This is a genomic window from Actinokineospora lacus, assembly GCF_053813445.1.
Genome location: NZ_JBQERA010000010.1, coordinates 95,459 through 108,047, shown reverse-complemented (window position 1 = coordinate 108,047; position 12,589 = coordinate 95,459). Strand labels below are relative to the sequence as shown.

Here is a 12,589-nt window from a genome sequence, read left to right as displayed (position 1 = left end):
CGCCTTCCGGCTGCCCCGGCACACGCCAACAGCCTGCCCGCCGTGGCCCTCTACTCGCGCGGCCACGGCGGGCTCCAAGTCCTGGCCCGCACGCTGGAGGGAGTCACCCGGATCGGCATGTTCGAGCCGAACCTGTTCCCCACCTTCGGCCTGCCGGGCACCTACCGCCCGTGACCGACTATCCCCAGATGGCGGCGGCCCACTCCGGGTGGTCGATGAAGGGGTTGCGGTTGCGCTGGTAGCTGTCGTAGATGACCTGGTTGCGCCGCTTCTCGAAGGCGTCGGGCGGGTCCTGGGTGTGCCAGGACAGCAGGACCGAGAGCTTGCCGTGGTACGGGGCGGTGCCGTTGTTGACGGTGTTGTTCGGCTCCAGGTTGGGGAAGCCGTCGCCGCCCTCGTAGCGCACGGCCATGTAGAAGATCATCCGGGCGACGTCGCCCTTGACGGCGTCGCGCGGTTCCCAGGAGTCGGCGTCGGTGCGGCAGCCGGGGGCCTCGGCGACGACGGCGCCGCCCATGTCGAAGTCCTTGTTGCCGCGGGTGGCGTTGACCGAGACGTCAGTGGGGCGCAGGTGGTGGATGTCGGTGCCGGGGCCGGTGGCGGTGCCGAAGTCGCCGTGGGACTTGGCCCAGACGTGCTCGCGGTTCCAGTCGTCGGGGTTGCCGCCGTTGGCGGACTTGCTCTGGGAGCGGCCGGTGTAGAGGAGGATGACGTTGTTGGGGTTGTTCGGGTCCTGGTCGGTGGCCTTCAGCGCGGTCCACACCTGGTCGTAGCTCAGGCGGTTCTGCACCCGGATGATGGAGTGCAGGGCGCTTTTGAGCGCGGGGCCGGTCTTGCCCGCGGCGCCGCTGTAGTAGTCGCCCGAGGGCGGGGGCGCGGTCGTCGTTCCCGGCGGGGTGGTCCCGGCCGTGGCGAAGGCGGTGGTGGAGGTCAGGCCCGGGTGGGAGAAGTACGCGCCGAGGTGGCCGGTGACGTCGAGCAGCTGGCCCATCCGGCCGGGGTTGCTCCGCAGGCCGTAGGACGCGCGGAACGCCGAGGTGACCTGGACGTAGACCATGCGCGTGGTGGCGGTCTCGCCCGCCGTGTCGGCCAGCGCGATGGCGTAGTCGGACGGGAAGGCCGAGCGCACCACGGTGGTCGTCGCGGTGGGCTGGCCGACGACGTACCCGCGCACGGTCGCCGCCGCGCCGTTCTGCTGGGCGATCGCCTGGGCGACCGTCAGCGGCGACGCCGCGCCCGCGGGGTGGACCTGCAAGAGCACGAACACTGTCAGGACGCTGGCTAAGAGCGCCCACCGACGCTGGTGCATGACTGGTCCTCTCCCCGACGACACAAAGTGACCCTTCGTGTACTTTCGGGGCTGGAGCACCACGCTGTCATCCACTATCAGGTGAACGCCGTGGTTCTTTCCGGTGTCGGCGGCGAAGTTGCGACGACCGGCCTATTCGGATTCACCCGCCCGCTGCGCGCGGTTCATCGCCGCGAGCCAGCGGTCCGGGTCGGTGGCGCGCCTGCGGTAGTACTCGGCGACCTCCGGGTGCGGCAGCACGAGGAATCCGTCCCCGGCCAGCGCGGCCAGCACCGCGTCGGCCACCTCCTCGGCGCTGATCGCCGACTCGGTCAGCGGGCCGCCGGTGAGCATCGGGGTGCGCACGCCCTGCGGGCACACCGCCTGCACGGTCACCCCGCGGTGGGCGTAGGTGGCCCGCAGCCACTCCGCGTGCGCCAGGGCGGCGTGCTTGGTCACCGAGTACGGCGCGTTCCCCAGCAGTGTCAGCAGTCCCGCGGCGGACACCGTGGCCACGAACCGGCCCCGGCCCCGCTCCAGCCAGTGCGGCAGCAGCGCCCGCGCGGCGTGGACGTGGGCCAGGACGTTGACCCGCCAAGCGAGGTCCCAGTCCGCCGCGGCGACCCCCGCGTTGGCGCAGAACAGGTCGACGCCGCCCAGGCGCTCCCCCACGGCCACCAGTTCCTCGGCGAAACCGGGGTCGGCGGCGTCCCCGGGGTGCGACACTCCCCCCACGTCGGCGGCCACCGCGTCGGCCGCCGACGCGGACAGGTCGTTGACCACGACCCGCGCGCCCGCCGCAGCCAGCCGCCCGCACAGGGCCGCGCCGATCCCCGATCCGCCGCCGGTGACCACGGCGACGGCGCCGCGCACGTCCAGCCCGGCCACGCTCACTCCCCCGCCACGAGCCGCGCCCGCAGCTCCCGCTTGAGGATCTTGCCCGCCGCCGAGACCGGGATGGTCTCCACGAACCGCACCTCGCGCAGCCGCTTGTAGGCGACCACCTGGCGGTTGACGTCGTCGAGGACGTCCGACTCGGCGACCCCGGCCCGCGCCGGGACCACGAAGGCCACCGGCAGCTCGCCCACCGCCGGGTCGGGCCGCCCGACCACCGCGCCCGCGGCGACGTCGGGGTGGGCGGCCAGCAGCTCCTCCAGCTCGCGGGGATAGACGTTGTATCCCTTGTACAGCAGCATGTCCTTCAGACGGTCCACGATGGACAGATAACCGTCGGAGTCGATGACGCCGATGTCGCCGGTGCGCAGCCAGCCCTCGGAGAGCACGTCGGCGGTGGCCTCGGCGCGGCCGTGGTAGCCGGTCATCACCTGCGGGCCGCGAATCCACACCTCGCCGCGCTCGCCGACGGGCGTCGGGCCCGTCCCGTCGACGGCCATGGTCCGGACCTCGGTGTCGAACAACGGAAGGCCCACCGAGCCGGGCTTGTGGGTGCCGGAGCGGTGCGAGGGGCCCATGGTGGCGCCCATCGTGACCTCGGTCAGGCCGTAGCCCTCGGCGATCACCGCGTCGGGGCACAGCTCGCGCAGGCGCTCGATCATCTCCAGCGGCATCGGCGCGGCGCCGGAGGAGATCAGCCGCACCGACGACAGGTCGCGGCGGGCGATGTCCGGGCAGGCCAGCAGCGCGGCGAACAGCGCGGGCGCGCCGCCCATCGAGGTGATGGGCAGGCGCTCGGCCTCGGCGAGGTAGGCGGCGGGGTCGAGGCGGTCGTGCAGCACCGCGGTGGTGCCGGTCAGCATCAGGACGTTGAGCCCGGCGACGGTGCCCATGGCGTGGAACCACGGGGTCAGGTTGATCACCACGGCCTCGCCGAGCGGGACCACCCACTCCTCGCGCGAGCCGATCTGGTCGAGGGTGAGCCCGCCGGAGGTGTCGACGTCGGGCAGCGACCCGGAGACCCAGCAGGCGTATTGCAGGGAGTTGATGACGACGTTGCGGTGCGGCAGGCACACGCCCTTGGACTCCCCGGTGGTACCGCCGGTGTAGGCCAGGTGGGCCAGCCCCTCGGCGGGCGCCTCGAACGGGGAGTCGTCGCGGCCCTCGCACAGGCGGGCGACGTCGGCGGCGTGGATGGTGCGCACGGCGTTGGCGTCGGCGATCTGCGCGGCGGCCGCGGCCTCGGGCAGCAGCGGGTTGACCGGCACGAACGTGGCCCCGGCGAGCAGGGTGCCGTAGTAGGCGACCGGGAACTCCAGGCAGTTGGCCATGCGCAGCGCGACCCGGTCCCCGGGGCGGACCCCGCCCGCGGCCAGTCCCCTGGCGAAGCGCGCCGCGCGGCTCGCCAGCTCGGCGAAGGTCAGGGTCTCCCCGGCGCGGACGAACGCCGCCCGGTCACCCCAGCGGTTGGCCGCGCCGAGCGCGATCGCGCCGACGCCGACCTCGGGGTAGTCCAGCGACCGGGGAAGTCCCGGCGGCCAGGCACTGGTGCTCGACATTGAGCCTCCCCTGTGGACAGTGGAACGGCGCGGGGCGCCCCGGCCACATCCGATGAAACACTAATGCGAAGTGTTTCACAAGTCCCTGTCGACCAGCCTGCCGACCAAAGTGCCCAGAGCGGGCAGGTCGGGCACCCGCGAGGCCACCGCGTCGGAGTACAGGAACGTCTCCCCGAGCCGGACTATCGCGTAGGACAGGGTTTCCACATCCACCGCCGGGGTGAACCCGCCCGCGGCCACATCACGATCCAGCAACTCCGCGTGGGCGGCGATGACCCGGGGCTGCACCCGGCCGGACGGGTCGGTCAGCACCCGGATGGCGGCGACGGGCTCCTCGTCGAGCAGCATCCGCATGCCCGCGTGCGCGGCGATCGCGTCCCGGTGCTGGGCCATGATCCACAGGCAGCGCAGCCCGCCGTCCGGGTCGCGCACCGCATCGCCGTGCGTGGTGCGCCAGTGCTTGTCCGCCGCGCGCATGGTGCGGTCGGACAGCAGCCACAGCGCCTCGCCGAGCAGGTCCTCCCGGTTGCCGACGCGGCGGAACAGCGTCGTGCGGGAGATGCCGAGCTCGGCGGCCAGCGCGCTCATGTCCAGCCGGGCGCCTTGGTTCACCAGCCGGGCGGCGACGCGCACGACCTCGGTGGGGGATGCGTTCACGGCGGTGAGCCTAAGCGCTGTCGCATAACCGATTCCGCCGAACGCGATCCTTGACAGCCGTTGCGGGTCCCCGCATCATTGCCCGGCATACCGGCCAGCCGGTATCCCTTGTCTCATATTTTGAGAATCGAGCTCCCCATGCCCTTGCTGGAAGTCCGCGGCGTCACGGTGCGCTTCGGCGGCCTGACCGCGCTCTCGGAGGTGTCGGCCGCCGTCGAACCCCAGACCGTGCACGGGATCATCGGGCCCAACGGCGCGGGCAAGACCACGCTGTTCAACGTCATCTGCGGGTTCACCAAGCCGACCGAGGGCGAGCTGCTGGTGCGCGGCACCCGCCTGCGCGATCACCGCCCGCACCACCTCGCCCGCCTCGGCGTGGCCCGCACGCTGCAGGGCCTGGGGCTGTTCGCGCACTCCACGGTGCTCGACAACGTCCTCATCGGCGCCGACCGGCACGCCCGCGCGGGCGGCGCGGCCGGGCTGCTCGGCCTGCCCCGCAGCGCCCGCGACGAGAAAGCCCTGCGGGAGCGGGCTTTCCAGGCCCTGACGCGGCTCGGCGTGCAGAAGTGGGCCGAGGCGCTGCCCGGCGCGCTGCCCTACGGCCTGCGCAAGCGGGTCGCGCTGGCCCGCGCGCTGGTCGCCGAGCCGGAGGTGCTGATGCTCGACGAACCGGCCGCCGGACTGTCCGAATCGGAGCGTGGCGAGCTGGTCGAGCTGATCGGCGTCCTGCGTGAGTCGATGGCGGTGGTGCTCGTCGAGCACCACATGGACCTGGTGATGCGGGTGTGCGACGTGATCACCGTGCTGAACTTCGGCCGGGTCATCGCGACCGGGTCACCGGCGGCCGTGCAGGCCGACCCCGACGTCGCCGAGGCCTACCTCGGCGCCGCGAGCTGAGGAGCGTTCGTTGCTGGACATCGACGACCTGGTCACCGCCTACGGGCCGGTCCGGGCCCTGGACGGGCTGAGCCTGTGGACCCAGGACGCGAGCATCACCGCCGTCCTGGGTCCCAACGGCGCGGGCAAGACCACGCTGCTGCGCACGGTCAGCGGCCTGGCGCGGCCGACATCGGGCCGCATCCGCTTCGACGACACCGACATCACCGGCTGGCAGCCGGACCGCATCGTCCGCATGGGACTGGCGCACGTGCCGGAGAACGGCGGGGTGATCACCGAGCTGACCGTGGCCGAGAACCTGCGCCTTGGCGGGCTCTGGCGCCGCGACCGCGCGGCCGTCGCCACGAGCATGGGCCAGGTACTGGACCTGTTCCCGCCGCTGGCGCCGCGGCTGAAGTCCCAGGCCAGCACGCTCTCCGGCGGGGAGCGGCAGATGCTGGCGATCGGGCGCGCGCTGATGAGCAAGCCGCGGATGCTGCTGCTGGACGAGCCGTCGCTGGGCCTGGCCCCGGCGATCACGCTGCAGATCATGCGGGTGCTGGAGGAACTGCGCGACTGGGACGAGCTCACGGTGTTGCTGGTGGAGCAGAACGCCCGCAGCGCACTGTCCATCGCGGACCGCGGCTACGTGCTGTCGCTGGGCACGGTGGTGGCCGTCGAGGAAGCGGGCGACCTGCTGGCCGACGAGCGCCTGCGCCACGCCTACCTGGGGATGTGACATGACCACACTGCTGCTCAGCGGCCTGGCCCTCGGGGCCATCTACGCCGCGCTCGGACTCTCCCTGGTGATCATCTTCCGGGCGACCCAGATGGTGAACTTCGCCCAGCCCGCCCTCGCCCTCGTCTGCGCCTACCTCGCCTTCACCGTCAACCGCGCCACCGACGGCTACTGGCTGGGCTTCGTCGTGGCCATCGCCTCGGGCGCGATCCTCGGCGGGCTGACCGAGCGGCTGCTCATCCGGCCGCTGCGCGACCGCGGCCCGCTGGCCCCGGTCATCGTCACCCTCGGGCTGCTGCTGGTGCTCCAGGCCGTCGCCGGGATGATCTGGACCGCCGAGCCGCGGTCCTTCCCCTACGCCTTCGACTTCCGCGGCGCGTTCTCCGCATCGTCGATGTTCGCCGTGCTGATCGTGCTGGGCACCGCGACCGGGGTGCTGCTGCTGTTCAAGCTGACCCCGCTGGGTTTGCGGATGCGGGCCGCCGCGTTCCGCCCCGAGGTCGCCGCCCTGCTCGGAGTGCGGGTCGGGCGGATGCTCACCATCGGCTGGACGCTGGCCGCCGCCGTCGGCGCGCTGGCCGGGCTGCTGGCCGCGCCGCCGTTCATCCACCCGACGGTGATGGACGCCGTCTTCGTCTACGCCCTCACCGCCGCGGTGATCGGCGGGCTCGACAACCCGATCGGCACGGTGATCGGCGGGTTCCTGCTCGGCGTCGTGCTGTCGCTGGTGTCGGGCTACCTCGGCCCGGAGCTGGTCACCCTGGCCGCGCTGGCGATCCTCGTCGTGGTGCTGTCGGTGCGTCCGGACGGCCTGTTCGGCCAGCGCGTGGCGAGGAGGGTCTGATGACCGCGACACTGGAGAAGAAGACGCCCGCCGTCACCGGGAAGACCCCGCTGCCGCCGCTGGCTCGCCACGCGCTGCTGGCGCTGGCCGCGTTCGGCGGGATCGTGCTGCTGACCTTCATGGTCGACCCGTTCACCAACGTGCGCGTCGCCACCGTCGGCTACATGCTGCTCGCCGTCGCCGGGCTGACCGTCCTCACCGGACTCACCGGCCAGATCTCGTTGGGCCACGGCGCGTTCATGTTCATCGGCGCCTACACCGTCGCCCTGCTCGTCGTCTACGTCCCGGCCCTGCCGTTCTGGGTCGACCTCATCGCCGCCGCCGCGGCGGCGGGACTGGCGGGCGCGCTCACCGGCGCCGCCGCGGCCCGCCTGCACGGCCCCTACCTGGCGGGCGCGACCCTGGCGCTCGCCGTGGGCCTGCCCGCGGTGACCCAGCGCTTCCCCGACTTCCTCGGCGGCAGCAACGGGCTGGGGTTCACCGTCAACAGCATGCCCGCCGGGCTGGCCGGGGTGATCCCGTCCACCCAGTGGCAGGCGTGGGTGGTGTGGCTGACCGTGCTCGCCGCGCTTGTGCTGCTGGCCAACCTGACCCGCGGGCGGGTCGGGCGCAGGCTGCGCGCGGTGCGCGACGACGAGGTCGCCGCCGGGCTGGCGGGCATCCACGTCGGGCGCACGAAGATCACCGCGTTCCTGGTCAGCGCCGTGTGCGGCGGGCTGGCCGGTGGCCTGCAGGCGTTCCTGCTCGGCACCGCCGCCCCCGGCTCGTTCACCCCGGCGCTGTCGCTGGGCCTGCTCGCGGCGATGGTGCTCGGCGGCGTCGGCAGCCTCTGGGGCGCGCTGTGGGGGGCGCTGGCCCTCGTCGCGCTGCAGGCGGGCGCCGAGGAGCTGGCGCACGCGCTGGAGCTGGGCACCGACGTGGCCAACAACCTGCCCCTGGCGGTCTACGGCGTGGTGCTCATCGCCGTCGTCATGGCCTTCCCCCAAGGAATTCATGGACTGGTGCGGCGGATGCGGCCGGTCAAACGCAAAGGAGCGGCATGAGATCAGCACACCGGACACTGGGCGCGGCACTGACCGCCGTGCTCGCGCTGAGCGCGTGCGGCGGCGCGGGTGAGGCGCCCGCGCCGGGCGGCGGCGGGTCGGCGGAGCCCGCTCCCGGCGTCACCGACACCAGCGTCGTCATCGGCACCCACCAGCCGCTGACCGGCCCGGCCGCCCCCGGCTACAGCACGATCTCCGCGGGCGCCAAGGCCATGTACTCCTACATCAACGACAACGGCGGCATCCACGGCCGCAAGATCGAGTACCGGGTCGAGGACGACGGCTACAACCCGACCCGCACCGTCGAGGTCGTCAAGAAGCTGGTCCTGCAGGACCAGGTGTTCGCCATCGTCGGCGGCCTCGGCACCCCGACGCACTCCAAGGTGGTCGACTTCCTCAACACCGAGGGCGTGCCCGACCTGCTCGTCGCCTCCGGCGCGCTGATGTGGGACGACAAGAAGAGCCCGATGACCTTCGGCTTCCAGGTCGACTACACCCGCGAGGGCAAGATCCTCGGCGACTACATCAAGAAGACCTACCCCGGCGACAAGGTCGGCGTGTTCCACCAGAACGACGACGTGGGCCGCGACGGCATGGCCGGGCTGGACAAGTACGTCGGCGACGCCATCGTCTCCCGCCAGGGCTACGACCCGGCCAACACCGACGTGCTGCCACAGATCACCGCGCTCAAGGAGTCCGGCGCCAAGGTCGTGGTGTGCGAGTGCGTCCCGGCGTTCACCGCCCTGGCGATCCTGACCTCGGCGCGCATCGGGTACAAGCCGCAGTTCGTGGTCTCCAGCATCGGCGCCGACCCGCGCACCCTGACCGGGCTGCTCTCGGAGTTCGGCAAGCGCGCCGGCGCCGAGGTCTCCGCCTCGCAGCTGCTCACCGGCCTGGTCGGCGCGGGCTACCTGCCCGACGTGGGCCTGAGCAGCGACCCGTGGACCGTGCTGTTCAAGGAGATCCACCAGAAGTACATCCCGGACGTGCCGCTGACCAACACCGTGGTCTACGGCATGGCGCAGGCGTACACCTTCGGCCAGGCGCTGAAGGAGGCCGGGCGCGACCTGACCCGCGCGAAGGTCGTCGAGGTGATGGAGTCCGGCGTCCTCGGCGGGCCGGGCCTGACCCCGTTCGCCTTCTCCGGGGACTCGCACTCCGGCTACACCGGGGCGTACGTGTTCACCGTCAACCCCGACGGCAGCACCACGATGGCGCAGGCCCCTGTGGTGACCGACCGCGGCGACGGACCCATCGAGCCCGCGCCGACCGCACGCAAGACGCCGGGCGAGATCGCCCTGGTCGGCTGACCGAGCGCGCCCGGGGTCGCAGGTTAGATTGACAGCCGACCGGCGACCCCGGCGCGGAAAGGGCAAGCCAATGGCAGTGCGGACGGACTCCCCCGTGCGCGAGCGCGTGATGCGGGCGGCGATCGCGCTGTTCGCCACCAAGGGCTTCGGCGCCACCTCGGTGCGCGAGATCGCCGACGCCGCGGGCGTGACCAAGGGCGGGGTGTACCACTACTTCGAGTCCAAGGACGACCTGCTCTACGAAGTCCACACCCGGATGCTGCGCATGCAGACCTCCCGCATGAACACCATCGCCGACGACGACTCCCCCCTGCCCGAGCGCCTGCACGCCATCGTCGCCGACGTCGTGGAGACCACGATCGCCAACCTGGACGAGGCGGTGGTGTTCTTCCAGTCCGTGCACCTGCTCGCCGCCGACCGCCAGGCCCAGGTGCGCGCGGAGCGGCGGCGCTACCACGAACGCGTGCGCGAACTGGTGCTGCAGGGCCAGGCCGACGGGGTGTTCCGCGCCGACGTCCCCGCCGACCTGGTGGTCCACTACCACTTCGGCGCGATCCACCGCCTGGGCATGTGGTACCACGCCGACGGGCCGATGACCGCCGAGCAGGTCGGCACCTACTTCGCCGACATGGTGCTGGCCAGCCTGCGACCGTAGGTGGTGCCGCCCCGGCTCGCCACCACGGTCCCGGTGGGCCAAGCAGGTGACCACAACCGAATCGCAACCCGCGCGCGGTAGGTCTGGGCCGGTAACAGCGAGGAGGAGGCGACGTGGTGCGCAAGGTGGCAATGGTCGTGATCGCGGGCTTGGTCGTGGGCACGGCGGTGGTGGGCCAGCAGGCGGCGGGCGAGGCGTGTGCTCCCGCCACCGTGAGCATCGGGGATGTGCTGCCCACCTACGAGGGGACCTTCGTCGGGCAGACGCAGTTCGTGTTCCCGGTGACGGTGTCCGTCGCGCCCGGGTGCCCGAAGCCCACCGGGCAGGTGTCCTTCGCCTCGGTGCCGGGGGAGGCGGGGCCGGGGGACTTCGGGGCGGTCTCGGGGGTGCTCGACTGGGAGGGGTCGGCGCAGACGCAGAGCGTCGTGGTGGGGGTCGTGGCCGACGCGGTCGCCGAGTACGCCGAGTCGTTCTCGGTGGTCCTCTCCGCACCGGAGGGGGTGGCCATCGGGGACGGTACCGGGGAGGCCACGATCCTCGACGACGAGCGCCCGCCGCTGACCGTGTCGCTCGACGGGGGCAAGATCTGCTGGCGCGAGCCGGTGAACACCACCACCTGCCCGATCCCGGTGCGCTTGAGCACCGTCGCCAAGGCGCCGGTCTCCGTGCGCTACCGCACCCACCGCATCGGGTCGGACCCGCTCGGCTACGTCCCGGTCCGCGACGGTGTGCTCACCATCCAGCCCGGTCAGAGCGGCGGCAACATCCTGCTCACCGTGCTCGGTGACCGCCGCCAGAGCGACGAGCGGCTGGTGGTGGAGATCTTCGCGCCGACCGCGGGAACCCTCGGCGTCGCCCGCGCCGAGGTGGTCATCCGGCCCGCCAGGTAGGCCGGGGAGGGGCGGGCCCGCTGGGTCCGCCCCTCCTTGACAAAGGAAACCCACAGCCCCATCGTGGTTCTTGAGAGCGCTCCCAAAATGTCGAGAAGGGCAGGCGCGTGCGCACACGGATCGGGTTGGCCGCGGTTTTGGTGCTGCCACTGCTGGCAGTCCCCGCGTCGGCGCAGAGCACCGGCACCTTCGAGGCCGAGGACGGCGCGCTGGACGGGGTGGTGGTCGAGTCGTCGGTCCCGGGGTTCTCCGGCACCGGCTACGTCGCGGGCTTCGACACCGGCACCGACCAGGTGACCATCACCATCCCGGACAGCCCCGGCGGCCTGCACGACCTGGCGGTGCGCTACGCGGCCCCGTACGGGTCCAAGAACACCACGCTGCGCCTCAACGGCTCCGGCATGGGCGAGCTGCACCTGCCCGAGACCGCGGCGTTCACCACCGCCGCCGCGGGCCAGGTGCTGCTGCGCCCCGGCGACAACACCGTCACCCTGGTCAACAACTGGGGCTGGTACCTCATCGACGCCATCTCCGTCGCCCCATCCCCACCACCGCCCCCGCACCAGGTGACCGGCGAGCTGACCGACCCCGCCGCCACCCCCGAGGCCAAGGGCCTCATGCGCTACCTGGCCTCGCAGTACGGCCGCAACATCCTCTCCGGCCAGCAGGACATGGCAAGCATCGCCTGGGTGGAGGAGAACGTCGGCGCCTCCCCGGCGATCGCGGGCCTCGACCTGATGGACTACTCCCCCAGCCGCGTCGAGCGCGGCACCACCTCCCGCGAGGTGGAGAACGCCATCGCCTGGGACGCCCGCGGCGGCGTCGTGACGATGGCCTGGCACTGGAACGCCCCCAGCGGCCTGATCGACCAGCCGGGCAAGGAGTGGTGGCGCGGCTTCTACACCGACGCCACCACCTTCGACCTCGCCGCCGCGCTCGACCCCGCCTCCGCCGACCACGCCTTGCTGCTGCGCGACATCGACGCCATCGCCGTGCAGCTGCGCCGCCTGTCCGACGCGGGCGTGCCGGTGCTGTGGCGGCCCTTGCACGAGGCGGAGGGTGGCTGGTTCTGGTGGGGCGCCAAGGGTCCCGGCCCGGCCAAGCAGCTCTACCGGCTGCTGCACGAGCGCCTGAGCACCCACCACGACCTGCACAACCTGGTCTGGGTGTGGAACTCCGTCGCGCCCGAGTGGTACCCCGGCGACGACGTCGTCGACGTGGTCAGCGTCGACTCCTACCCGCCGATCGGCGACCACGGGCCCCTCAGCAACGCCTACACCCGGCTGGTCGAGCTGGGCGGGGACCGCAAACTCGTCGTCCTCGGCGAGGTCGGCGGCATCCCCGACCCGGAGCTGACCCGCGCCTACCGCGCCGACTGGAGCTGGTTCGTCACCTGGTCGGGCTCGTTCATCCAGGACGGCATCACCAACCCCCTGGACTTCCTGCGCCGCGTCTACACCGACCCCCACGTCCTGACCCTGGACGAACTCGGCGACTTCAAGCGCACCCCCGCCACCTGCGGGGTCACCCAACGCGTGGTCGCCCGCTGGGGCACCGGCTTCCACGTCGAGGTCACCGTGACCAACCCCCTGACCGCCCCCACCCGCAGCTGGTCGACGCGCTGGACACTGCCGGAAGGCAGCCGCGTCACCCAGACCTGGAGCGCCAAGGTCACCACCGAAGGCCGAACGGTCACCGCCACCAACCAGCCCTACAACGGCACGGTAAAACCCGGCGCGACAACCACCTTCGGCTACCTCGGCACCGGCCAACCCCCCACCGCCACCGCCTCCTGCACCGCCCGCGACTAGAACTGGTCCTGAGCGTCGACGCG

The 12,589-nt window shown here is 72.3% G+C and carries 13 protein-coding genes; 9 read left to right on the top strand and 4 right to left on the bottom strand.

From position 1 onward, the window contains the following. Positions 1–42 precede the first annotated feature (42 nt). The gene (locus tag ACTG9Q_RS23940) at positions 43–174 is read left to right on the top strand and encodes a hypothetical protein (protein WP_455575123.1); all 132 of its coding nucleotides are present in this window, start codon (positions 43–45) and stop codon (positions 172–174) included. 4 nt (positions 175–178) lie between these two features. Here ACTG9Q_RS23940 and ACTG9Q_RS23935 read toward each other — a convergent pair whose 3' ends face one another. From ACTG9Q_RS23935 to ACTG9Q_RS23920, 4 genes are all read right to left on the bottom strand, one after another. Further along, entirely contained in the window at positions 179–1,309 is a 1,131-nt protein-coding gene (locus ACTG9Q_RS23935; protein WP_455575122.1) for an endonuclease, read from the bottom strand. A 132-nt stretch (positions 1,310–1,441) separates the two neighbouring features. Next, entirely contained in the window at positions 1,442–2,182 is a 741-nt protein-coding gene (locus tag ACTG9Q_RS23930; RefSeq protein WP_455575121.1) for an SDR family NAD(P)-dependent oxidoreductase, read from the bottom strand. Then, on the bottom strand, positions 2,179–3,741 hold the full coding sequence (locus ACTG9Q_RS23925; protein ID WP_455575120.1) for a class I adenylate-forming enzyme family protein: 1,563 nt from the start codon (positions 3,739–3,741) through the stop codon (positions 2,179–2,181). Before ACTG9Q_RS23925 ends, ACTG9Q_RS23930 begins: the two co-directional genes overlap by 4 nt. 75 nt (positions 3,742–3,816) lie before the next feature. Beyond that, entirely contained in the window at positions 3,817–4,398 is a 582-nt protein-coding gene (locus ACTG9Q_RS23920; RefSeq protein WP_455575119.1) for a QsdR family transcriptional regulator, read from the bottom strand. 138 nt (positions 4,399–4,536) lie between these two features. On the opposite strand from ACTG9Q_RS23920, the gene ACTG9Q_RS23915 reads away from it, so the two are divergent. The 8 genes from ACTG9Q_RS23915 to ACTG9Q_RS23880 all read left to right on the top strand — a co-directional run bounded on the left by ACTG9Q_RS23915 (position 4,537) and on the right by ACTG9Q_RS23880 (position 12,566). Next, positions 4,537–5,295 (top strand): ABC transporter ATP-binding protein, encoded by a 759-nt coding sequence (locus ACTG9Q_RS23915; protein WP_455575118.1) that lies wholly within the window; start codon positions 4,537–4,539, stop codon positions 5,293–5,295. Positions 5,296–5,305: 10 nt separating this feature from the next. Then, complete coding sequence (locus tag ACTG9Q_RS23910) at positions 5,306–6,013, top strand: ABC transporter ATP-binding protein (protein WP_455575117.1); 708 nt, start codon at positions 5,306–5,308, stop codon at positions 6,011–6,013. Position 6,014: 1 nt separating this feature from the next. Then, positions 6,015–6,857 carry a branched-chain amino acid ABC transporter permease gene (locus ACTG9Q_RS23905; protein WP_455575116.1) on the top strand — a complete coding sequence of 281 codons (843 nt, stop codon included), beginning with the start codon at positions 6,015–6,017 and terminating at the stop codon, positions 6,855–6,857. Continuing rightward, positions 6,857–7,900 (top strand): branched-chain amino acid ABC transporter permease, encoded by a 1,044-nt coding sequence (locus ACTG9Q_RS23900; protein ID WP_455575115.1) that lies wholly within the window; start codon positions 6,857–6,859, stop codon positions 7,898–7,900. The genes ACTG9Q_RS23905 and ACTG9Q_RS23900 overlap by 1 nt, the downstream gene beginning before the upstream one ends. Beyond that, positions 7,897–9,210: an ABC transporter substrate-binding protein gene (locus tag ACTG9Q_RS23895; RefSeq protein ID WP_455575114.1), complete on the top strand. Its 1,314-nt coding sequence runs from the start codon at positions 7,897–7,899 to the stop codon at positions 9,208–9,210. Before ACTG9Q_RS23900 ends, ACTG9Q_RS23895 begins: the two co-directional genes overlap by 4 nt. A gap of 70 nt (positions 9,211–9,280) precedes the next feature. Beyond that, complete coding sequence (locus ACTG9Q_RS23890; protein WP_455575113.1) at positions 9,281–9,865, top strand: TetR/AcrR family transcriptional regulator; 585 nt, start codon at positions 9,281–9,283, stop codon at positions 9,863–9,865. Positions 9,866–9,981: 116 nt separating this feature from the next. After that, entirely contained in the window at positions 9,982–10,755 is a 774-nt protein-coding gene (locus ACTG9Q_RS23885; protein ID WP_455575112.1) for a Calx-beta domain-containing protein, read from the top strand. A gap of 107 nt (positions 10,756–10,862) precedes the next feature. After that, a complete protein-coding gene (locus ACTG9Q_RS23880; protein ID WP_455575111.1) occupies positions 10,863–12,566 on the top strand; it encodes a glycosyl hydrolase in 1,704 nt (567 codons plus the stop codon). Positions 12,567–12,589 lie beyond the last annotated feature (23 nt).